The sequence below is a fragment of the Serratia sp. BIGb0163 genome (genome assembly GCF_024809935.1).
Classification (GTDB): domain Bacteria; phylum Pseudomonadota; class Gammaproteobacteria; order Enterobacterales; family Enterobacteriaceae; genus Serratia; species Serratia quinivorans.
Map to the genome: position 1 here is coordinate 1,141,535 of NZ_JANUDZ010000001.1, position 21,112 is coordinate 1,162,646.

A 21,112-nucleotide genomic window follows, 5' to 3' on the forward strand; every position below is an offset into this window, starting at 1 on the left:
TGCTGTGAGCCAACTCTCTTAATGCGAATAGTTATTATGTCACTATACTGGTTGGGGTGTGCCGGCGGGCATGAGCGCGTTGGCGTAATCGTACATTTTTAGGAATTGTACTAAGGAGATCGTGATGGCTGCCGTTCGTATTGAAAAAGACTCTATGGGCCCGATTGAAGTGCCGGCCGATCGGCTATGGGGGGCGCAAACTCAGCGTTCTCTGGAGCACTTCCGTATTTCTTCTGAAAAGATGCCGACCGCCTTGATCCATGCGCTGGCGTTGACCAAACGCGCGGCGGCCAGCGTGAATATGGACCTGGGTTTACTGCCTGCCGAGCGTGCCAATGCCATTATCAGCGCCGCCGATGAAGTGCTGGCGGATCAACATGCCAATGAATTCCCCTTGTCGATTTGGCAAACCGGCTCCGGCACCCAGACCAACATGAATATGAATGAGGTGTTGGCCAACCGTGCCAGTGAGCTGTTGGGCGGGGTCCGTGGCGAAGAGCGTCGAGTGCATCCGAACGACGACGTCAACAAGAGCCAGAGTTCCAATGATGTGTTCCCAACCGCGATGCACGTGGCCGCGGTGATCGCGGTGCGTGAGCACCTGATCCCCGAACTGAAAGTGCTGCATAAAACCCTGAGCGACAAGGCAGAGGCCTACCGCGATATCGTCAAAATTGGCCGTACCCATTTGCAGGATGCGACCCCGCTGACCCTCGGCCAGGAGATTTCCGGCTGGGCAGCCATGCTGGCGCATAATCTGCAGCACATTGAAGCCAGTATCCCGCATATCAGTGAGCTGGCGTTGGGCGGTACCGCCGTGGGTACCGGTTTGAATACCCATCCGGAATACGCGGTTCGCGTTGCCAAGGCGCTGGCTGACCTGACCGGGCAGCCGTTCGTTACCGCACCCAACAAATTTGAAGCGCTGGCCACCTGCGATGCGTTGGTGCACGGCCACGGCGCACTGAAAGGGCTGGCGGCTTCGCTGATGAAAATTGCCAACGATGTACGCTGGTTATCCTCCGGCCCGCGTTGCGGCATCGGGGAAATTTCGATTCCGGAAAACGAACCGGGCAGTTCCATCATGCCGGGCAAGGTCAACCCAACCCAGTGCGAAGCGATGACCATGCTGTGCGCACAGGTGCTGGGCAACGACGTAGCGGTGAATATCGGCGGTGCTTCCGGCAACTTTGAGTTAAACGTGTTCCGACCTATGGTGATCCACAACTATTTGCAATCCATTCGCCTGCTGGCCGACGGTATGCAGGGCTTTAATGAGCACTGTGCGGTGGGTATCGAACCTAACCGTGACCGCATCAGCCAGTTGCTGAATGAGTCACTGATGCTGGTGACCGCGCTCAATACCCATATTGGTTATGACAAAGCGGCAGAAATCGCCAAGAAAGCGCACAAGGAAGGCCTGACGCTGAAAGCCTCGGCGCTGAAGCTGGGCTACCTGACCGAAGAGGAATTCGACCTGTGGGTGCGCCCGGAAGATATGGTCGGCAGCATGAAGAAGTAATCGATAGCACCAGTGGCAAAGGGCTTACTTGAGGTAAGCCTTTTTTATTGAGAGAAATGCCTGGAGCCGGATGGTCATCGTCTGCGAGTGTGCAGCGTCAGCGATCGGGAACGTCGGTATATAAATGCAGTCGTTTGACCAGCAGCCGCAGAGGTTTGGCATCGGGTTTGTATTTATGTTTGACCGCCGCGGCGTCGTAATTGAACAATTCGCCAATTTTTGGCACCTGAGCACCGTTTTCAACCTGGCACAGGGCAATCAGCGGCAGCGGGCAGGGGTGCTGCACCTGTTTTTGCTGCGGCTGATACCACACCCGGGCGATGGGTTGCACTTTTACCGGCCGTTTGATTTTTAGCACCGTCTGCTGCGGCAGGCGACTGACATCGTCGATCTCACGGCTCACCAGTTCGGCCCATTGTTCGCGATTATGGGGCGGCACCGCGCGTCCGGCTTTCAGGCTTTTTTCCAATTGAGCCAGAATATCGTCGCGTTTCACGTTCTTGATAATATGCTTGTTGGCCCAGCCAAAACGCACCGAATCCGGATTGGTTAAAAGGGTGAGGCTACGATAGGCGCTAAGGGTGATTAAGCCATGCAGGTGAGTGTGGACAAAGTCAAAGCGTTGCTCCGGTGCCAGGCCGGAGTCGACGGTGATGATCTGTTCCAGTTCGGCCTTCAGCCGGTTAATCAGGGCAATTCGCTGTTGCAGCGCCAGGTATTCCGGTTGCTCCACCGCCAGGCAAATGACACCGGGCAGGCGCACTGCCGCTTTGCTACTGATGTTGTGCTTGTTGTGATGGATAAACAGCCGCTGATAGTGCTCCAGCGCCAAATCGCGTGCGGCCAGGCCAACATGCTGTTCGACGGCAATCTGCGCCACCGCGTCATGTTCCTTGCCTTTCTCTATTTCGGGCAGGCTAAACACCCGCCCAGCCAGCAAGCGCAATGGCAGGATCTGCTGGTGGAGGCCCGTTAGTGCCTGTTCCAGTTCGCTGAAACAAGCATTCATCCTACCTATTAAACCGTATTTATCCATCATGCACTCCCATTTTAGTTACAACATACAATAAGAGAGTAGCAAACGAAAGGGCAACATCGGCAGCAGTGTGAGCAGGGGTACCGAGTAGTCCAGCCTGCTAGCGGTTTTAAGGGGGTTACCGCCTGCACGAGAGGCAGGCGGTAAGGCAGGGGTTAAACGCGGGCCGCTTCCGGCAGTTTCTTCAGGTAATGCACGACCAACAGGGCCAACAACAGCATCACGCTGATAAAGGCCACCACGCCATTCCAGCCGAAACTGTGCCAGAACACGCCGCCGAGGGTACCGGCGACGCTGGAACCCACGTAATAACAGAACAGGTAAAGTGAAGATGCCTGGCCCTTGGCGCGGCGCGCGCGGCGACCAATCCAACTGCTGGCAACCGAATGGGCAGCAAAGAAACCGGCGGTGAACAGCATCATGCCGATGAAAATAACCGCTACCGGAGCCAGCGCGGTAATCAGGATCCCGATCAGCATAATCAGGGTCGACACCAACAGCACCGGCCCACGGCCAAAACGGGAGGTCATGGCTCCGGCCTTCGGCGAACTGTAGGAACCGGTCAGATACACCACCGACAACAAACCCACTATCGCCTGGCTGAGGTGATAAGGATCCGCCAGCAGGCGATAGCCAATATAGTTGAACATGGTGACAAAACTGCCCATCAGCAGAAAACCTTCGGCAAACAGCAGTGGTAAGCCTTTGTCATGCCAATGCAGGCGGAAGTTAATAAGCAGGGTGCGCGGGCGCAGCGAACTGGCCCGAAAATGTTTTGATTCGGGCAAAATACGCCAAAACATGCAGGCCGCGGCCAGCGCGAACAGGCCGATCACCGCCAGCGATACCCGCCAGGAGAAGAAGTCGGTCAGTACCCCCGTCACCAGGCGGCCGCTCATGCCGCCGATGGAGTTACCGCTGATATACAGTCCCATCGAAAAAGCGACAAAGCTGGGATGGATCTCTTCGCTCAGGTAGGTCATGCCAACGGCGGCGACACCACTAAGTGAAAGGCCTATCAGCGCGCGCATCAGCAGAATGCCATGCCAACTGGTCATAAAGGCGCAAATCAGGGTGCAAATAGCCGCCAGTAGCAGCGCCACCACCATCACTGATTTACGGCCGATGGCGTCGGACAGCGGGCCGGTAAACATCAGGCCGATCGCCAATAGCCCGGTGGAAACCGACAGCGACAGGCTGCTTTCCGCCGGGGAGATGCCAAAGTCCTGAGACAGAACCGGCAGGATCGGCTGCACGCAATACAGCAAGGCGAAAGTGGCCAGACCGGCGGAAAACAACGCCAAAGTAACGCGCATAAACTGCGGCGTTCCGCGTTCGATGTAGGGAAGTTTGTTAAGGGTGGAGCGTCGGGTTTTTGGCGCAGTAGCCGCATCGTCGTTGGCGGCCAGCGTCGACGGCATACCGGCCGCAGAACGCACAGGGGTTGTCACAGTTTTTCCTTACCGAACTAGGGTATATATCAACACATTATGAGTTAACAAAATCATAGGGAGGGGCCAGTTTTTTGTCTAATATATTAATAATTAAAATTGAGACGTTTAAAGTATGAATATCGAATTGAGGCATCTGCGTTATTTTGTCGCCGTGGCGGAAGAGTTGCATTTTGGTCGGGCCGCAGAACGTCTGCGTATCTCTCAGCCGCCGCTTAGCCAGCAAATCCAGGCGCTGGAGGAAATGGTCGGCGCACGCCTGCTGGCGCGCAACAACCGCAATGTCAGCCTGACGCAGGCGGGAGACATGTTTCTGAAAGAGGCCTATCAGGTGCTTGATCAGGTGAGTCGCGCTGCCGAGAAAGCGGCGCGGTTGGAACGTGGCGAACTGGGTGAATTGACCATAGGTTTCACCTCTTCGGCCCCCTTTATCAGCGTGGTATCGCGCAGCCTGCGAGCTTTTCGTCAGCAGCACTCACAGGTGCATATCAAGATGCGCGAAGTGAACACCAAGCAGCAGATCGAACCCTTACTTAATGGCGAGCTGGATCTGGGCGTGATGCGCAACACGCGCTTACCGGACGTATTAAAGCATCAGCTTTTACTGTGTGAACCCTTGGTGGCGGTGGTACCGGAAGGGCATCCGTTAACCCATGTGGCACCCGGTACGCTGCGCTTCCAACATCTGGCGGAAGAACCCTTTGTCTTTTTCTCGCGTGAAGTAGGAACCGCGCTGCATGACGAGATCTTGTCGCTGCTGGCCAAAGCGGGTATCACCCCTTATATCACCCAGGAAGTTGGTGAGGCGATGACCATTATCGGCCTGGTCTCCTCCGGCTTGGGCATCTCGATTCTGCCGGCGTCTTTCGCGCGGGTTAAAATCGACGGCGTGCAATATTTACCGCTGGCGGAGCCTGAGGCGATGACCGAGGTTTGGTTGGTACATCATCGCCAACGCCCTCTGACGGCAGCGGCCAAATCCCTGATGGCGTTACTGTTGCCCTGAAAGCCAACTGGGCAAATAAAACGCATTCCGCAGGGAAAGTGGGGTGAATTTGTGCAGCAAATCACATAACGAATCAAATAGTTGACGCTGTATTACAAAAGCCCCACCATAGCCGATAGTCTTTATTTAGAAGCGCGAAAAATAGTAGGAGCAGGTTTGTGATTGCTGTTGGGCAGCCTGGGCATATCGATCAAATCAAGCAAACAAACGCAGGGGCAGTTTATCGGCTAATCGATCAACTGGGCCCAATTTCGCGCATCGAACTGTCAAAACGGGCGCAGCTCGCCCCCGCCAGCATCACCAAGATCGTACGCGAACTGCTGGAAGCCCATCTGGTTAAAGAAACCGAGTTCCAGGAAGTTGGCAGCCGTGGCCGTCCGGCGGTTGGGCTGGTGCTGGACACCGAAGCCTGGCACTACCTTTCTGCACGCATCAGCCGTGGCACCATTACGCTGGCGCTGCGCGATATCAGCAGCAAACTGGTGGTGGAAGAGTTGTTGCCACTGGCCGCTGAACATCCCGATCCATTGTTAAAACGCATTCTTGCTGAAGTCGACCAGTTCTTTATCCGCCATCAAAGCAAGCTTGAACGCCTGACGGCGATCGCCATTACGCTGCCGGGCATGGTTGACGCGATTTCCGGCGTGGTACACCGCATGCCGTTTTACGATGTCGAGGATATGCCGTTAGGCCCGGCGCTGGAAACGCGTACCGGTCTGCCGGTTTACCTGCAGCACGACATCAGCGCCTGGACCATGGCCGAAGCCTTATACGGTGCATCGCGCGGCAGCCAAAACGTGATTCAGGTGGTGATCGACCACAACGTTGGCGCTGGGGTGATCACCGGTGGCAGGGTGCTGCACGCCGGTAGCCGTAGCGTGGTGGAGATTGGCCATACTCAGGTCGATCCTTACGGCAAACGTTGTTACTGCGGCAATCACGGTTGCCTGGAAACTGTCGCCAGCATCGAGAATATGCTGGAAATTGCCCGTTCGCGCCTCGGCACATCAATGAGTTCCAGTCTGCACGGTGCACCGCTGACGGTCGAGTCGCTGTGTGATGCGGCGCTGGCGGGTGACCAGTTGGCGAAAGACATTATCCTTGGGGTAGGCCACAGCGTGGGCCGCATTCTGGCGATCATGGTTAATCTGTTCAATCCGGAAAAAATCCTGGTCGGTTCCCCGCTGAACCGGGCAGCAGAAATTCTGCATCCGGCCATTGCCTCCTGTATACGTCAGCAGTCGCTGCCGGCCTACAGTGAGCAGGTTCAGGTGGAGTCCACTCAGTTCTTCAATAAAGGCACCATGCCCGGCGCGGCACTGGTGAAAGAAGCGCTATACAACGGTTCGCTGCTGGTGCAGTTGCTGCAAGGCTAATACCAATCAGCAATTCTTATCGTTTAACGACAAAAGGTTGAGCTACCTCAAGCCCCGTCTCCCCGGCATCCTCTAGACTTTTCCCGTTCGTCGCTTTCGCCACATTCTTGGCGACTTTTTGGTTAACGGTGCATCTCGGGGCAATTAAGTCATGTTAACGCGTTTATTTGTTACAGGTACGGATACCGATGTCGGTAAAACCGTGGTTTCCCGCGCTTTATTACAGGCGCTTGCTGCGCAGGGCCGTTCTGTGGCCGGCTATAAACCTGTCGCTGCGCGCTGTCAGGAAACCAGCGAAGGTCTTCGCAATAAAGACGCTTTGGTTTTGCAGGCATCTTCGACCATGCCGCTGTCGTATCAGGAAATTAATCCCATTACCTGTCTGGAAGAAGTCTTTCACGCGCAACCTACCAAGGAAACCAACTACGGTGTGATGAGCAGTGGGCTGCAACATTTGTCCACCAAAGCCGATACCGTGGTGGTGGAAGGGAGCGGCGGTTGGCGCGTGTTGATGAACGATATGCGGCCTTACGCCGAATGGGTCATTCAGGAACAACTGCCGGTGGTTTTGGTGGTGGGGATCAAACTGGGCTGTGTCAGCCACGCTTTATTAACGGCGCAGGCGATCATTAATGACGGCTTGCCGCTGCTGGGCTGGGTCGCGAACCGCATCAATCCGGGGCTGGCACATTACGCCGAAACTATCGATGCGATGCAGCAACGCATTCCTGCGCCGCTGCTGGGTGAAATACCTTATCTGCCACGCGCCGAACAGCGGGAACTGGCACGTTATCTGGATATCTCTCCACTGCTAAACCGTTAGGCGTTGTGATAGACCGACACCGAACGTAAACCGCGTGAGACGGTGGTGGCGATCACACAGGCCAACAGGATCCCCGGTAGCAGGGTATATTCACCGGTCATTTCGAACACCATCAGCGCAGCCATAATCGGCGCGTGGGTGGTGGCCGCCAAAAGCGTAGCCATGCCGGTTAACGCCATCAGAATCGGTACCGCACTCCCCAACTCCGGCCAGATGGCGCAGAGTTGCCCAACTAACGAACCGAGCGCCGCTCCGACAAACAGCGTGGGTGTGAACACACCTCCAGGCGCACCGGATCCGCTGCTGGCGAGCACCGCCAGCAACTTGCAGATCAGAATGGCGCCTACCAGCAATACGCCGGGCGGCGCACTGAGCAGCGCCTGCACCACACTGTAGCCATTGCCCCATACCTCAGGAAACAGCAGCGACAGCAGCCCGACAATCAACCCCCCTAACGCCAATTGCAGCGGTGGTTTTAGCCGTAGCGAACGGAATGCGCGACCGGAAGAAGACATTGCCCACAGGAACAACGGGCCGCAGACCCCGGCCAAAACGCCGAGCAGTGCCATCAACAGATATTGCACCGGCCAGGGGGCGGGCAGCGGCTCTACCAGATACAGCGGCGCCTGACCGCCGTTGAGCAGGTTGGTCACCAGCAGGGCGCTGACGGCGGCAATCACCACCGGACCCAGTGAGGCCAGCATCAGTGTGCCAAACAGAATTTCGGCGATAAACAGACTGCCGGCCAGTGGAGCGTGATAAGCGCTGGCCATACCGGCTGCGGCACCGCAGGCCACCCACAGTTTCCACTCTTTCTCATGGGTGAAGCGCTGGGCAAAGACGGAACCTACCAATGCCGCCAGCAGGATCATCGCGCCTTCGCGGCCGATAGCGCTGCCGCTGGAGACCACCAGCAGTGAGGCCAGGCATTTCACCAGGCTGGCGCTGACGTCCAGGCGGCCATCACCGGTTTCGATCGCCTCCATATAATCAGTGGGAGCAACCTGCCGCTGGTGCTGATAGCGCTGATAAATCCACAATAGCAGGCCTGCCGCCAGCCCACCCAGCGCCGGGGTTAACGCTCTGCGCCAGCCGGGCAATGCGGCCGCCGCGGCCACCAGGCTGCCGTCTTCATGATCGAGCAATAACCATTCCAGCCCGAGCATCGCACGGTGAAACAGCCAAACCACCAACGCAGCGGCAATACCAAGAAAGATGGCGATAAACAGGCGGCGCAGCAGGGCGCGATAGTGGTGCAGGTGGACCAATCGTTTCATGCGTCAGTAAAATCGTGAGAAAAATGAAAGGGTCGCTGAGCATTGTGCTTGCCACCCCGGCCGAAGACCAGAGAATCTTTACAAATCCGCAGACAGGCTCGCGGTTTATTCGTTACGACGAGCCACGAGATGGCTTTGTGTTACGATGTCACTTTCTGTTCAAATGGTGCGTTTATAATCAGTAAAAACAGGGAAATAGACACCGGTAACGGCAACCTTTAATCCGGCTGGTATAATTGGATGAAAATAAGAATCCACGGTTTGTAATAACGCCATGACAAATAACGATGCATCAGCCCCGATCGCTCATCGCCCCTTAATCCTGATTGCCTGCATGTTGGCGATGTTTATGTCGGCCATAGAAGCGACCATTGTCGCCACGGCGATGCCAACCATTATCGGCGATCTCGGTGGTTTTTCCCTGTTAGGCTGGGTATTCGCGGTCTATCTATTGGCGCAGGCCATCACTATTCCCATATATGGTCGGCTGGCGGACCTGCTGGGGCGCAAGCGGGTATTTTTCTTTGGTGCATCGCTGTTTTTACTGGGTTCGGTGCTGTGCGGTTTCTCGCCGAACATGTACTGGCTGATCGGTTTTCGTCTGCTGCAGGGGTTGGGGGCCGGGGCGATTATGCCAACCGCGACCACCATTATTGGTGATATCTACAGCCCTACCGAGCGGCCCAAGGTGATGGGCTATATTTCCAGCGTTTGGGGGGTGTCGGCGATTATTGGACCCTTGCTGGGGGCGTTTATCGTCCAGCATTTGCCCTGGGCGTTGGTGTTCTGGGTCAACTTGCCGATCGGTCTGTTGGCGATGTTTTTCCTGGCTCGTTATCTGCCTTCCCGTCAGCAGGTGCGCGAACACGCGTTGGATCTGGCGGGGACCGCCTGGCTGACGTTGTTTGTTACCGCGCTGCTGCTTTCACTGCTGCAGGCAGAAAATCTCGGTTGGTGGGTGCTGCCGTTGTTGGCGTTGGCGGTCGTCTCGCTAATGTTGCTGATCCGCCAGGAACGACGAGCGCCGGAGCCACTGTTTCCGTTGGCGTTATGGCAAAGCCGGGTGATCGTGGCCGGCAATATTGGCGGCCTGGTGATTGGCGCGGCGATGATGGGCATCAGCGCCTTTCTGCCGACCTTTATTCAGGGCGTGATGGGCGGAACGCCCCTGGAGGCCGGTACCACGCTGGCGCTGATGTCGATTGGCTGGCCGCTGGCCAGTACCTTCAGCGGTCGACTGATGCTGATGACTTCTTATCGCACCACGGCGCTATTGGGAGCGTTGTTATTACTGGCCGGCGGCCTGATTCTGTTGTTGCTGCAGCCGACCGGCGGCTTATTGTGGGGCCGGGTGGCGGCGTTTATGGTCGGTGCCGGAATGGGGTTGTGCAACACCACGTTTCTGGTTTCGGTGCAGAACGCGGCTCACCACAGCATCCGCGGCATTGCCACCGCCTGCACGGTGTTTACCCGGATGATGGGGTCGGCCATTGGTACCGCCATTTTGGGCGCAACGCTGAACATCAACTTGCAGTTTCGTTTGCCGCAAACGACCGATCCGGTACAACAACTGATGGAACCGGCTGCGCGTAGCGCGATGACGCCAGAAATACTGGCGGAGATGACGCAGCAGGTTGCCGCTTCGTTGCATTGGGTATTTTTGGTTTCGGCACTGTTGTCATTGCTGGCACTGGCGGCGGCGATGCTGATCCCGGCGCGGCACAGGCCACAGGGTGAGGGGGAAGAGGCGGAACAGGCTTAAATAAAAAGGAAAGGGCGCACCGAGCGCCCTGAGCGGAAACTATTGCGAGGTTTTGGTATCCTGACTGGTGCCGGTCTGAGCCGCGTCACCATTGTCATCGCCGTTGTCCAGGCGAGTATAAACAATCTTCTGCGTGTCATTTTCGCAGTGGCCAACTACCAGACCACCGGCCTGTTGGGCCTGATCGTTCGGCACGATATCCAGTTTGAAACCAGACTCAGGCACGCCGTTTTTGACGATTTTCTGCGAAATGTCTGCCTTCACGCTTTCGCATGAGGCCAGGGCGGCCAATGGCGCAGCGGCCATCAGCAGTACACCCAGAATAAGCGCTTTTTTCATCCATTCGTCCTTATTTGAAAATGGGCTTACTTTGTCAGGATAGCGGCTACGGTGGCGAAGAGTAACGGCCACCGTCTTGCTGCGACCAGATTAAGGATTAATCTGACGACCGGTCTGGCGATCCAGACATTTACGGGTGTTTGGTTCCCAGTAAGCATTGACGTTCAGGCTATCATCGCAGCGCTCTTCGCTGTCAATCGCCTTGTCTACCTTGTCGAACTCTTTCTCCACGCGGGTGTTAACCTTATTGCGCAGGGATTTGGTATCGTTAAACTGCTGTTTGCTCTGACGGGCCGCTTCGGTACTCATGGCACCGCTGTTGCTGCCATCGACGGTAACGCAGGTGCTGCCCTGAGTGCAGCTGGCGGCCAGCGCCGGAGCCTGCCAGGCCCCCATCAGCATCAGCATCAGCATGGCGACCGGCAGCATCCCGCGCAGCAGTCGTTGAGTCGAAAGTGTTTTCATCGTTTCATCCTTATGAGTTAGTGTTGCCTGATAACGGCAACACTGGCTTTACCGCGCCCGCAGGCGTGTTGATAAATATACCATCGCGCTGTCGGACTGCACCAGTCAAGCACGGCCTTGTTTAGTTTACAGAGAGAAAGTTTCCCTGATGTTAAAGACCACCCTGTTATTTTTCGCCACCGCACTGGCCGAGATCATCGGCTGTTTCTTGCCCTATTTGTGGCTGAAAAAAAGCGCCAGTGCCTGGTTACTGTTGCCGGCAGCGGCCAGTCTGATGCTGTTTGTCTGGTTGTTGACGCTGCACCCGGCAGCCAGTGGGCGGGTCTACGCGGCCTATGGCGGGGTCTATGTGGCGACGGCGTTATTGTGGTTGCGGGTGGTAGACGGAGTGAAACTATCAGCGCTGGACTGGTTGGGAGCCGGCGTGGCCCTGGCCGGCATGTTGATTATCGTTTCCGGCTGGCGCGCGGCCTGAGAAACGACGGCAGGGACAGGCCCTGCCGCTCAGGATTAAGACTCGCGGTGGATGTTCAACCCGGCAAAGGATTGGCTGACCGGCATGATTTCCAGAGAGTTAATGTTGACGTGGGCCGGCAGGGTCGCGACCCAGAACACCGACTCGGCGATATCCTCCGGCGTCAGCGCATTGGCACCGTCGTAGACCTTATCCACCTTGCCGTCGTCGCCTTTGAAGCGCACGTTGGAAAATTCGGTGCCGCCTACCAGGCCCGGCTCAATATCGGTCACACGGATGCGGGTACCGTGCAGATCGGCACGCAGACCGAGGCTGAACTGTTTGACGAAGGCCTTGGTTGCGCCATAAACGTTGCCACCGGCATACGGCCAGTTGGCTGCGACCGAGCCGATGTTGATTATGTGGCCAATGTTGCGTTCGACCATGTCCGGCAGCAGGGCGCGGGTCATATTCACCAGGCCTTTGGTGTTGGTGTCGATCATGGTTTCCCAGTCGTCGGCGTTGGCCTTGTGCGCCGGCTCCAGACCCAGCGCCAGCCCGGCATTATTGACCAGTATATCAATGTGGCGCAGCGCTGCCGGCAGCTCATCAATCACCTGCTGAATGGCCGCGCGATTACGCACGTCGAGGCGGACGATATGCAGTGCTTCACCCAGCTCGTCCTTCAACTCTTCCAGACGTTCGATACGACGGCCAGAGGCAATCACCTGATGACCTTCGCGGATAAAACGCCGTGTAATGGCCTCACCAAATCCGGATGTGGCACCCGTAACAAAAATGATCATGTTGCTGTTCCTCAACTGTTTTTACCCTACATGCTACTAGCATTAGCATAATCCCACTTTAAGTGGCAGTGGTTATCGGCTTCCACACTGAAAAACCGCCATCGCTGCTGCCAGACGGGCGGTTTTTTCAACAGTTAACATAGGTGATGACGAACTGTGGGCCGGTCGATCCGGCCCTGGGGATAGCAGTTAAAGCTGCGGGGGTATGTGATAGACCACGCAGTCGTATTTGGTGTTTTCACGTCGGCCGGCCACTACGCCGCCCAGAGATTCGGCGATACGTCGGCTTGGCGTATTCTGTTCGGCCACCGGGTAGATAAAGTGGCGCGGATGGTAACGCTCGCTTGCCCACACCGCCATGGCGTGCACGATTTCGCGCCCATAGCCATTGCCGTGCAGGTTCTCTTTCACCCAGATGCCCAGTTCAGGCGTGGTGTTGTACAGATCGTGCACGCCGCCCATGCCGACAAACTGTTTGGTGTCGCGCAGGCGGGCGATGTAAATCATTTCCTCGCCTTCGCGGATCAGCGGCAGCCAGGTTTGCCAAACGTTGGCAAAGGCTTCCGGCGACTCCTCGGGCTCAAAGTTCATAAAGCGCGTCAAGGTAGGGGTGATCGCCTGGTAAACATCGTCGGCGTCTGCTGCGGTAAAAGGGGCAATCAACAACCGGTCGGTGTTCACGCGGCACTGAGAAAGGTCACTGTGAATCATTATTATTACCTCGCTTTTCAGGCCAAAACGGCAAAAATCCGCACCGGTGAAACGGGGCGGATCATCGATATTACGTTGATTGGCGGCAGATGCGACTTATTTTTGCAATCGTTGCGGGGAGTTTGGCACCGTGGCGGCCGGTTTTCTCTGGCGAACCTCGCTGCCGGCGTTGGCGTTCAGGGTAAAGCAGTCAACCACGGCCAACAGGGCAATCACGCCGATGACCACAAATGCCCACTGAAAATCGACCAGGGGGATGCGCTCGCCCGATTGCGGCATCAGCATCTCTGCCAGCCGCAGGGCCAGTGCGCCGATGGCGATACCGAGCCCGCTGCCCATTTGCTGCGACACATTGAACAGCGTGTTGGCACCATTCATCTGTGGCTGCGGTACTTCGGAAAACGCCAGCGTATTGAGCGCGGTGAACTGCATGGATCGCGTCAGCCCGCTGACGAACAGCAGCGCCAGAATCAGCCAGGTCGGGGTCTGTGGCGTCAACAGCGCGCAGGCGAATATAGTGGCTGCGTTCAACAAACCATTGACCACCAGCGTGGTGCGAAAGCGAAAACGGTACAGCACCGCCGAGGTAAACGGCTTCATCACCAGATTCCCGGCAAAAACCGCCAGTACCAGCAGCCCGGCGTCGAAGGCGTTCAGGCCAAAACCGATCTGGAACAGCAGCGGCAGCAGGAAGGGCACGGCGCCAATGGCGATGCGGAACAGCGTGCCACCCCAAATGGTGACGGCGTAACTTTTTATTCGCATCGCCCAAAGATTGATCAGCGGGTGCTCGGTGCGTTTGGCGTGACGAACCGCCAGTGTGCCTAATGCCAGGCTGCCGAGAATACACAGTGCAGGCACCAGCCAGGACAGTTGCGGGTGGTTGATCAAATCCAGACCGAACATCAGGCCGAAGCAGGCGATGCCGGTCAATACGAAGCCGAGTGCGTCAAAAGGCACTCCTTTCTGCGACGCTTCCTGCGGGATCAGCCGCCAGGCCAACCACAGCGCGACGATACCCAGCGGCACGTTAAGAATAAAGATCCAGTGCCACGAGGCATAGGTGGTAATAAAACCGCCGACCGGCGGGCCGAGGATTGGGGCTACCAGACCCGGCCAGGTAATGGTGGCAATGGCCTTGATCAGATCCGGTTTGGCAGTGTTACGTAGCACCACCAGGCGACCCACCGGCACCATCAGCGCCCCCCCGAAGCCTTGCAGAATCCGGGCGGCGGTGAAGGTGGGCAGGTTAACGCTGGCGGCGCACAGCACCGATGCCAGGGTAAAAATCAGCACCGCGGCGGCAAAGATATTGCGGGCGCCGAAGCGGTTGGCAATCCAGCCACTGGCAGGAATAAACACCGTCAGCGTCAGAATATAAGCCGAGATACCAATGTTCATGTCCACCGGCCTTACGCCGAAGGCCGCCGCCATCTGCGGCATGGCGGTGACAATCACCGTGGCGTCGAGGTTTTCCATAAAGAAGGCACCCGCCACCAGCAGCGGCAGCGCGCTGGCGCGTGAAAAAAAACTCATGGCTGAGTGCGCCGGGCGGAGTAAAAACAGCATGCAGGCATGACAGAAACCTCGTTTCAAAAATGTTAACGCTGGCAGAGTTTTGGAGCATAGCGCATCACACAGAGGTTAAAAAGAGGTTAAGCAGGTGATAATTAGCGGGCGCAGCAATAGCGCCCGCAACGTTGTTGGCCGGTTTGGTCTTCGCGCATTATCAGCGACTCAATTTTCACTCAAGCGTTGCCCCGTCGCGGCGTCGAACAGGTGGATCGCCTCGGTATTGGGCATCACCCACAGCGGCTGACCGCTTTCGGCATTAACCCGCCCGCTGAGCTGGACATGCAGCCGATAACCGCCCCAGGTAAGGTGCAGCAGGCTGACATCGCCGGTGATCTCCATCAGGCGCAAGGTGGCGGCAGGCTGCTGGCTGGTTTCCACTAAACGGAAATCATGCGGACGTAGCCCGAGGATCACCTGGCTGCCGGGCGTCGCCAAGCGCCACTTGGCCGGCAGCGGTAGCCACAATTCACCGCAGGCCACACCGGGCAGATTGTCACGCGGCGTGACGATGCCTGCCAACAAATTCATTGGCGGTGAGCCGATAAAACGCGCCACAAAGGTGTTGGCGGGCGCATCGTAGATCTCCAGCGGCTTGCCTTGCTGCACGATATTGCCGTCTTTCATCACCACGATTTGGTCAGCCAGCGTCATCGCTTCGATCTGGTCGTGGGTGACATACACCGTGGTGGTCTTGAACTGCTGATGCAGTGATTTAATCTCGGCGCGCAGCTCCATCCGCAACTGGGCGTCGAGGTTGGACAGCGGTTCATCGAATAAAAAGACCTTCGGGTTACGCACCATGGCACGGCCCATCGCCACTCGCTGGCGTTGGCCACCGGACAGTTCTTTCGGATAACGCTGCAACAGATGGTCGATCGCCAAAATGCGCGCGGCCTGTTGGACCTTGGCCTGTTGTTCGCTTTTGGCGACTTTCATCACCTGCATGTGAAATGCCATGTTTTCTGCCACCGTCAGATGTGGGTAGAGCGCATAACTTTGGAACACCATGGCAATATCGCGATCGGCCGGATCCAGATCGTTAATCTTTTGCTTATCCAGCAGGATCGCCCCCTCGGTCAGCGTGTCCAGCCCGGCCAGCAGCCGCAGCAGGGTGGACTTGCCGCAGCCGGACGGGCCAACCAGCACGGTAAAGCTGCCGTCGGGGATGGTCAGATCCAACGGATTCAGCACCCGCTGCTTGCCATAGTATTTGGCGACTTTTACCAGTTCGACACTTGCCATCAGACCATTTCTCCGGCGCAGGTTTTCAGCGTGTTCCAGTCCAGATACTGGCGTGGCGAACTGCTGATGGCGTGGCTGGCGGCGCGAATGCCCCAGCGCAACGCTACCGCAGCCGAATGGCCGTGCAGGCAAGCGCTCAGGAAACCGGCGTTAAAACTGTCGCCGGCACCTATGGTATCGACCACCTTGATCGGATGTGCCGCCGCCTGCAACTGCCGTTCGCCGCACCACAGGCGTGCACCGTCCGGGCCGCATTTCACCACGCAGGCGGCGTCGGCCGGCTGTTGGCGGTTCAGCGTCCGGGCGGCGGTGTACAAATCTTCATGACCTGCCATGCCGCAGGTTTCCACTTCATTGAGCAACAGGATGTCACAGAACGGCAGCCAGTCGGCGATCTGCCCCCGCAGCGTATCGCTCCAGCCCTGCGGTGGCCAACCGGTATCAACCGCGATGCGATAGCCGCGCTGGCGCAGGGTTTGCAGCAGCGCCGGGTATTCCGCCAACAGGGTGGTACACAGGAAGGTGCCGCACAGCAAAATGGTGTCGCCATTACCGGCAAACAGCGGGATCTGATGCAATACGTCGTCCTGACTCAGGCGAGTGATATGGCCCTGATTGCTGAAAAAGGTGCGCTCGTTGTCGGGGTGGGTGACACCGAAGGTCAGCGAAGTTTCGCAACTGTAGGTCGGCCAGTACAGCGAACTTTCCGGGAACAGTTGCGCCAGCCAGGGGCTGAAATAGTCGTTGCCCTGATTGGCCACCAGTCGGTAAGGGGTTTCCAGCGCCGCCAGCGCCAGTGCGCAGTTACCGGCCGAACCGCCGGGGCGCAGTTCGCTGTGATCCAGCATCGCCTCGGTGCCTTTTTGCGGCCACTGCTGCAAGGTGCTCATGATCACATCGACGTTGATATTGCCCACCACGTACAGCGTGGGCCGGGTATTGGTGCTCATCATATTAATTTCCCTGAGTAAATTAGCCTTTGCTGCCACCGCTGGTTAAGCCGCTAACCAGCGTTTTTTGCAGCCAGATGGCAATAAAAAGAGGTGGAATGGCGGCCAGAATGCCGACGGCGGCGATCAACCCGTCATCGGTGGCGCGCCCGGCGGTGAAACCGGCGATGGTCACCGGCAGCGTCTGCGCCTGAATATTGCTGGTGAACAGCAGCGCGTAGAAAAATTCGTCCCAGGCCAGCAGCCAGCCAAACAGTGCAGAAGCGCCCAGTGCCGGTTTGGCCAAGGGCAGGGTAATGCGCAGCAGCACCTGCCACTGACGCAGTCCGTCCAGCCGTGCGGCCTGTTCAATGTCTATCGGCAGGGCGTCGAACTGGTTTTTCAGCATCCAGGTGAGGAACGGCAGGATCAGCGAGCAGTAGACCAGTACCAGACCGATATGGGTGTTCAGCAGCGCCAACTGCTGCAAAATAAAGTACAGCGGCAGCACAAAGGCCACCGGTGGCACCATATAAATGGCCAGGCTGGCGAACAGCCAACCGTCGCGTCCCGGATAACGCGAGAAGCTGAACGCCGCCGGGATCGCCAGCAACAGCGAAATCAGCGTAGCGCCGCAGGCCACCAGCAGGCTGTTGAACAGCGCGTGCAGGAACAGGGTACCCAGCTGGCCGGGCTGTAATGAAAGCAGGCTGCCGTAGCGCGAAAAATCCCAGTGGCGCGGCAGCCATTCCAGCGGTATGCGGGTCAGATCGGCCGAGGAACTGACGCTCATCAGAAACAGCCACAGCATCGGCGCCAGGATCGACAACGCCAGCAGCAATGCGGCAGCGTAGCGCAATACCAGGCGGATTTTACGCTTCATCGGCGAGGCTCCTTCTGCGTTGGCGGAACAGCATCAGCATGTACAACGCGATCAGCAGGCCGCATAGCAAGGTCATCAATACCGCGTAGGCTGCGCCGCTGCCGGCCCGCAGATAGCTGAACGACTCCTGGTAAACGAAGAAGCTGAGGGTCTTGGTGCTGTCCATGGGGCCGCCGCGCGTCATCACGTAAATGATGTCGAACACCTTGAAGGCATCAATGGTACGCAGCACCAACGCCACCGCCAGCGGGGCCAGAATGGCGGGCAGGGTGATGGCCCGGAAGCGCCGCCAGGCAGAGGCTCCGTCCAGCCGCGCCGCTTCGTACAAATCGTCCGGGATCGATTGCAACGCCGCCAGCGTCAGCAGGGTAATCAGCGGGTAGTTCTTCCAAATATCCGCCAGCATCACCGCGTTGAGCGCCGACGCCGGATCACCCAGCCAGCTGCGGTAGTGATCAATCACCCCGAGTTGGGTTAACAGCGCGTTGATGCTACCGTAATCCGGGTTGAAATTCAGCCGCCACATGGTGGCATTGACGATGGTCGGTAGCGCCCAGGGCAAAATAACCAGCACCCGCAGAACATTACGGCCGTGGAATTTTTGGTTGAGCAGCAGCGCCACCAGCACGCCGATCGCCCCTTCGAACGCCACCGAAACCAGGGTGAAATAGAGCGTGCGCCCCAGTGCGGCCTGGAAGTCCGGGTCGGTCAGAGCGTAGAAAAAGTTATCGGTACCGACCCAGGCCGGGGTTACGCCGTCGCCCACCAGCGCCGCATCGGTGAAGCTCAGCCACAGGGTGCGTGCCAGCGGCCAGGCGGTTAACAGCAGCATCATCAGCAGCATGGGTGCCAGCAGCACCCATGCCTGACGCCGCTCACGTTGAGGTAAAGTGAGCATCGTCATTGCTTAACGCAGCCGCGCAGCGCTTTGGGTGGCCGCATCCAGCCCGGCCTGCGGCGTTACCTTGCCCTGCAAAATTTGCTGCAAATCCTGTTGCAGGCCGTTGGACAAACGAGAGTAATCGGCGGTTTCAGGGCGCGACAGCATCACGTTCAACGACTGTTTGGCGGCGGCGATTAACGGCTCCTGACCCTTCTGCACCGCCGGATCGTCGTAAGACGACTTCCAGATCGGCAGGCTCAGTTTGGCGTATTTGTCCTGCACCGGCTGTGAGGTCATGTAGCTGATGTATTGCCAGGCCTGATCGGGGTGGGCGCTGGCCTTGGCGATGCCCAGTCCCATCGAACCGTTAACCGCAGAGACCTGACCCGCCACCGATCCCGGAGCCGGCACGATGCCGACGTCACCGGCCACTTTGCTTTGCTTGGGATCGTTGGCCATGTTGTACATGTAGGTCCAGTTAAGGGCGAAGGCCGCGTCACCGTTGGAAAACGCTTTGCGCACGTCCTCTTCCAGATATTCGCGGGAGTTCGGATTGGTCAGCCCCTTGTCCAGCGACGCTTTCATATAGTCGACGGCCTGCAGTGAACCTGGGCTGGAGAAGGTGATTTTCCCCTGCTGGATAAACTGCCCCTTATAGGCAGACACCAGGGTGGTGTAATCGCAAACCAGTGCCTCGGCCTGTGACCAGCTCCATACCAGCGGGTATTTGACCACGTTTTTTTGCTTCAGGATCTCTGCCTGCTGCGCCAGTTCCTGCCAGGTCTTCGGCGGGGCGGCAATCCCGGCCTTGGCCAGCATGGCCTTGTTGTAATACAGGTATTTGGTGTCGAGGATCCACGGCATGCCCCAGCGCTTGTCCTTATAGGTGACGGTGGTCATGGCACCGGCAAAGATTTTGGCGCTGTCGTCGGCGCTGATGCGCGAGGTCACGTCCTGCAGCAGGCCAAACTTGGTGAATTCTGCCGGCCAGATGGCGTCGAACAGCACCACATCGTAGCCGTTGCTGCCGGCACCGCGCGCCGCGACGATTTTATCGTGCAGCGCCTCGTAAGGAACGAACTCCAGGTTAACGGTGATGTCCGGGTGCTGCTTGCTAAAATCGGCGGTCATGGCACGGATATCATTTTCGCTGTACGCCGCCTGGGTCATAAACAACGCGTTAATTTGCGTCGGGGCGGCATAGGCAGATGACAGGCTAAGCGCCAGGAGCGACAGGGTACAGACTGCCGTAGCGGCAAGGGTATGGCTTTTCATTGTGCGTTCTCCGGTGTTAAAAAGATTCTTAAATCAATTTGATTGCTTTATTGGAGGGCACCATACTGCAAAGACGATTTCCCTTTCTGCATAGGCAGTTATGACGACTTCCGGCACTAACCTTGAACATGCTCGTGCACACAACCGGCGCGTAGTGATAGAGGCTATCCGTCTGCACGGTGAACTGACCCGTGCCGAAATTGCCCGGCTGACCTCACTGACGCCGCAAACCGTTTCAAACATTGCAACAGAACTGGAACAGGCCGGTATTCTCTCCTCGCACCTGCCGCGTCGTGCCGGCGGTCGAGGTCAACCGGCCACGCCGTTGACCCTGAATCCAGATAGCGCGTATTCCATCGGTATCCATCTGGATCACCAGTCACTGCTGATCATCGTGGTTGATCTCTCAGGCAGCGTTCGTTTCCACCGGCTGATTATGGTGCAAAAGCCGCAACCTGCTGCCACCTTGAAACTGATTTGTGATGTACTGCAAGAAATGCGCCAGCAGCCGGATCTGAGCTGGAGAAAAATGCTGGGCATCGGCGTAGTGATGCCGGGGCCGTTTGGCGTGGAAGGGATCTCGTCGGTCGGGCCGACCACGCTTAACGGTTGGAAAAATATCGATGTGGTGGCTGAGCTTAACGCGCAAAGTGGCCTGCCGGTGACGCTGGAGAACGATGCTACCGTGGCCGCTATCGGCGAGCGTTTGCACGGTGTTGCCAGGCAGCTTAATTCCTTTATTTATTTGTATCTCGGGACCGGACTTGGGGCAGGGATTTTTACCGATGGCCGAATTTATACCGGCCATGCGCACAATGCTGGTGAAGTCGGCCACATGATTGTGCAACCGGGCGGGCGGGCCTGCTACTGCGGCAACCAGGGGTGTCTGGAGCGTTATGTCTCGTTGCAGGCGGCTTATGAGAGCTGCGGGCTGGATCCGATGCGCGCCATGCCGCAAGACCTGCTGACGCTACCGCAGCCGCAGATCGACGCCTGGCTGGATACGGCGGTGCCGGCGTTACGCCAGGCGATCAATATTATTGAGTGTATGTTTGACGCCGAAGCGGTGATTATTGGCGGGTTGATGCCGGAAAGTATCGTAGAACAGTTGATCAAGCGCCTGGCGCCGCTGCACCGGTCGGTGCGCAGCAAATATCTCGACGGTCTGCGGGTTCGATTGGGGACTACCGGTGCGGATACCGCCGCATTAGGCGCGGCTGCGTTACCGCTGTTTGATGAATTTAACCCGCGTTATGAAGTGTTATTGAAGTCATAAATATCATTCCCCCGATTTGTA

At 57.5% G+C, this 21,112-nt stretch carries 20 protein-coding genes; 7 read left to right on the forward strand and 13 right to left on the reverse strand.

Going from position 1 to position 21,112, the window contains the following annotated elements:
- Positions 1 to 124 precede the first annotated feature (124 nt).
- On the forward strand, positions 125 to 1,522 hold the full coding sequence (gene fumC / locus M2406_RS05640) for a class II fumarate hydratase (protein WP_115184753.1): 1,398 nt from the start codon (positions 125 to 127) through the stop codon (positions 1,520 to 1,522).
- A 97-nt stretch (positions 1,523 to 1,619) separates the two neighbouring features.
- Here fumC and tus read toward each other — a convergent pair whose 3' ends face one another.
- Both tus and M2406_RS05650 read right to left on the reverse strand, forming a co-directional pair.
- Complete coding sequence (gene tus, locus M2406_RS05645) at positions 1,620 to 2,558, reverse strand: DNA replication terminus site-binding protein (RefSeq protein ID WP_259189942.1); 939 nt, start codon at positions 2,556 to 2,558, stop codon at positions 1,620 to 1,622.
- 155 nt (positions 2,559 to 2,713) lie between these two features.
- The gene (locus tag M2406_RS05650; RefSeq protein WP_259189943.1) at positions 2,714 to 3,979 is read right to left on the reverse strand and encodes an MFS transporter; all 1,266 of its coding nucleotides are present in this window, start codon (positions 3,977 to 3,979) and stop codon (positions 2,714 to 2,716) included.
- A gap of 145 nt (positions 3,980 to 4,124) precedes the next feature.
- Here M2406_RS05650 and M2406_RS05655 point away from each other — a divergent pair, with 145 nt between their 5' ends.
- The 3 genes from M2406_RS05655 to bioD all read left to right on the forward strand — a co-directional run bounded on the left by M2406_RS05655 (position 4,125) and on the right by bioD (position 7,214).
- Entirely contained in the window at positions 4,125 to 5,015 is an 891-nt protein-coding gene (locus tag M2406_RS05655; RefSeq protein ID WP_115184750.1) for a LysR family transcriptional regulator, read from the forward strand.
- A 158-nt stretch (positions 5,016 to 5,173) separates the two neighbouring features.
- The gene (locus M2406_RS05660) at positions 5,174 to 6,391 is read left to right on the forward strand and encodes an ROK family transcriptional regulator (protein ID WP_017892723.1); all 1,218 of its coding nucleotides are present in this window, start codon (positions 5,174 to 5,176) and stop codon (positions 6,389 to 6,391) included.
- Between the two features lie 151 nt (positions 6,392 to 6,542).
- Positions 6,543 to 7,214 carry a dethiobiotin synthase gene (gene bioD / locus M2406_RS05665; RefSeq protein WP_012145012.1) on the forward strand — a complete coding sequence of 224 codons (672 nt, stop codon included), beginning with the start codon at positions 6,543 to 6,545 and terminating at the stop codon, positions 7,212 to 7,214.
- Here the strand turns inward: bioD and clcB are convergent.
- A complete protein-coding gene (clcB, locus tag M2406_RS05670; RefSeq protein WP_259189167.1) occupies positions 7,211 to 8,491 on the reverse strand; it encodes a voltage-gated ClC-type chloride channel ClcB in 1,281 nt (426 codons plus the stop codon). The two genes, bioD and clcB, sit on opposite strands and share 4 nt — an antisense overlap.
- A 274-nt stretch (positions 8,492 to 8,765) precedes the next feature.
- Between clcB and M2406_RS05675 the strand changes: the two genes are divergently transcribed.
- Positions 8,766 to 10,253, forward strand: a complete 1,488-nt coding sequence (locus tag M2406_RS05675) for an MDR family MFS transporter (RefSeq protein WP_259189168.1) — start codon at positions 8,766 to 8,768, stop codon at positions 10,251 to 10,253.
- A 39-nt stretch (positions 10,254 to 10,292) separates the two neighbouring features.
- Here the strand turns inward: M2406_RS05675 and M2406_RS05680 are convergent, their stop codons facing one another.
- A complete protein-coding gene (locus M2406_RS05680) occupies positions 10,293 to 10,592 on the reverse strand; it encodes a DUF1161 domain-containing protein (protein ID WP_259189169.1) in 300 nt (99 codons plus the stop codon).
- A 90-nt stretch (positions 10,593 to 10,682) separates the two neighbouring features.
- Positions 10,683 to 11,057 carry a DUF1283 family protein gene (locus M2406_RS05685; RefSeq protein ID WP_259189170.1) on the reverse strand — a complete coding sequence of 125 codons (375 nt, stop codon included), beginning with the start codon at positions 11,055 to 11,057 and terminating at the stop codon, positions 10,683 to 10,685.
- Between the two features lie 148 nt (positions 11,058 to 11,205).
- On the opposite strand from M2406_RS05685, the gene M2406_RS05690 reads away from it, so the two are divergent.
- A complete protein-coding gene (locus M2406_RS05690; protein WP_012145017.1) occupies positions 11,206 to 11,532 on the forward strand; it encodes a YnfA family protein in 327 nt (108 codons plus the stop codon).
- 35 nt (positions 11,533 to 11,567) lie between these two features.
- Here the strand turns inward: M2406_RS05690 and ydfG are convergent, their stop codons facing one another.
- From ydfG to M2406_RS05730, 8 genes are all read right to left on the reverse strand, one after another.
- Positions 11,568 to 12,317 (reverse strand): bifunctional NADP-dependent 3-hydroxy acid dehydrogenase/3-hydroxypropionate dehydrogenase YdfG, encoded by a 750-nt coding sequence (ydfG, locus tag M2406_RS05695; protein WP_112362747.1) that lies wholly within the window; start codon positions 12,315 to 12,317, stop codon positions 11,568 to 11,570.
- A gap of 189 nt (positions 12,318 to 12,506) precedes the next feature.
- Positions 12,507 to 13,028: a GNAT family N-acetyltransferase gene (locus M2406_RS05700; protein WP_012145019.1), complete on the reverse strand. Its 522-nt coding sequence runs from the start codon at positions 13,026 to 13,028 to the stop codon at positions 12,507 to 12,509.
- Between the two features lie 96 nt (positions 13,029 to 13,124).
- Complete coding sequence (locus M2406_RS05705; RefSeq protein ID WP_259189171.1) at positions 13,125 to 14,564, reverse strand: MFS transporter; 1,440 nt, start codon at positions 14,562 to 14,564, stop codon at positions 13,125 to 13,127.
- 201 nt (positions 14,565 to 14,765) lie between these two features.
- Positions 14,766 to 15,845, reverse strand: a complete 1,080-nt coding sequence (locus M2406_RS05710) for an ABC transporter ATP-binding protein (RefSeq protein ID WP_115184745.1) — start codon at positions 15,843 to 15,845, stop codon at positions 14,766 to 14,768.
- Positions 15,845 to 16,798, reverse strand: a complete 954-nt coding sequence (locus M2406_RS05715; protein WP_135344354.1) for a carbohydrate kinase family protein — start codon at positions 16,796 to 16,798, stop codon at positions 15,845 to 15,847. The genes M2406_RS05710 and M2406_RS05715 overlap by 1 nt, the downstream gene beginning before the upstream one ends.
- A gap of 19 nt (positions 16,799 to 16,817) precedes the next feature.
- Positions 16,818 to 17,657 (reverse strand): carbohydrate ABC transporter permease, encoded by an 840-nt coding sequence (locus tag M2406_RS05720; RefSeq protein ID WP_259189174.1) that lies wholly within the window; start codon positions 17,655 to 17,657, stop codon positions 16,818 to 16,820.
- Positions 17,647 to 18,555, reverse strand: coding sequence for a carbohydrate ABC transporter permease (locus M2406_RS05725; RefSeq protein ID WP_259189175.1), 909 nt, complete (start codon positions 18,553 to 18,555; stop codon positions 17,647 to 17,649). The genes M2406_RS05720 and M2406_RS05725 overlap by 11 nt, the downstream gene beginning before the upstream one ends.
- Before the next feature lie 9 nt (positions 18,556 to 18,564).
- Complete coding sequence (locus tag M2406_RS05730; RefSeq protein WP_112362753.1) at positions 18,565 to 19,815, reverse strand: extracellular solute-binding protein; 1,251 nt, start codon at positions 19,813 to 19,815, stop codon at positions 18,565 to 18,567.
- 100 nt (positions 19,816 to 19,915) lie between these two features.
- Here M2406_RS05730 and M2406_RS05735 point away from each other — a divergent pair, with 100 nt between their 5' ends.
- The gene (locus M2406_RS05735) at positions 19,916 to 21,091 is read left to right on the forward strand and encodes an ROK family transcriptional regulator (protein ID WP_115184741.1); all 1,176 of its coding nucleotides are present in this window, start codon (positions 19,916 to 19,918) and stop codon (positions 21,089 to 21,091) included.
- Positions 21,092 to 21,112 lie beyond the last annotated feature (21 nt).

Bases quoted from the DNA above. Each gene is read 5' to 3' on its own strand.
- fumC (WP_115184753.1), top strand. From the start codon at position 125: ATGGCTGCCGTTCGTATTGAAAAAGACTCTATGGGCCCGATTGAAGTG.
- tus (WP_259189942.1), bottom strand. From the start codon at position 2,558: ATGGATAAATACGGTTTAATAGGTAGGATGAATGCTTGTTTCAGCGAA.
- M2406_RS05650 (WP_259189943.1), bottom strand. From the start codon at position 3,979: ATGCCGTCGACGCTGGCCGCCAACGACGATGCGGCTACTGCGCCAAAA.
- M2406_RS05655 (WP_115184750.1), top strand. From the start codon at position 4,125: ATGAATATCGAATTGAGGCATCTGCGTTATTTTGTCGCCGTGGCGGAA.
- bioD (WP_012145012.1), top strand. From the start codon at position 6,543: ATGTTAACGCGTTTATTTGTTACAGGTACGGATACCGATGTCGGTAAA.
- clcB (WP_259189167.1), bottom strand. From the start codon at position 8,491: ATGAAACGATTGGTCCACCTGCACCACTATCGCGCCCTGCTGCGCCGC.
- M2406_RS05675 (WP_259189168.1), top strand. From the start codon at position 8,766: ATGACAAATAACGATGCATCAGCCCCGATCGCTCATCGCCCCTTAATC.
- M2406_RS05680 (WP_259189169.1), bottom strand. From the start codon at position 10,592: ATGAAAAAAGCGCTTATTCTGGGTGTACTGCTGATGGCCGCTGCGCCA.
- M2406_RS05685 (WP_259189170.1), bottom strand. From the start codon at position 11,057: ATGAAAACACTTTCGACTCAACGACTGCTGCGCGGGATGCTGCCGGTC.
- M2406_RS05690 (WP_012145017.1), top strand. From the start codon at position 11,206: ATGTTAAAGACCACCCTGTTATTTTTCGCCACCGCACTGGCCGAGATC.
- ydfG (WP_112362747.1), bottom strand. From the start codon at position 12,317: ATGATCATTTTTGTTACGGGTGCCACATCCGGATTTGGTGAGGCCATT.
- M2406_RS05700 (WP_012145019.1), bottom strand. From the start codon at position 13,028: ATGATTCACAGTGACCTTTCTCAGTGCCGCGTGAACACCGACCGGTTG.
- M2406_RS05705 (WP_259189171.1), bottom strand. From the start codon at position 14,564: ATGAGTTTTTTTTCACGCGCCAGCGCGCTGCCGCTGCTGGTGGCGGGT.
- M2406_RS05710 (WP_115184745.1), bottom strand. From the start codon at position 15,845: ATGGCAAGTGTCGAACTGGTAAAAGTCGCCAAATACTATGGCAAGCAG.
- M2406_RS05715 (WP_135344354.1), bottom strand. From the start codon at position 16,798: ATGATGAGCACCAATACCCGGCCCACGCTGTACGTGGTGGGCAATATC.
- M2406_RS05720 (WP_259189174.1), bottom strand. From the start codon at position 17,657: ATGAAGCGTAAAATCCGCCTGGTATTGCGCTACGCTGCCGCATTGCTG.
- M2406_RS05725 (WP_259189175.1), bottom strand. From the start codon at position 18,555: ATGCTCACTTTACCTCAACGTGAGCGGCGTCAGGCATGGGTGCTGCTG.
- M2406_RS05730 (WP_112362753.1), bottom strand. From the start codon at position 19,815: ATGAAAAGCCATACCCTTGCCGCTACGGCAGTCTGTACCCTGTCGCTC.
- M2406_RS05735 (WP_115184741.1), top strand. From the start codon at position 19,916: ATGACGACTTCCGGCACTAACCTTGAACATGCTCGTGCACACAACCGG.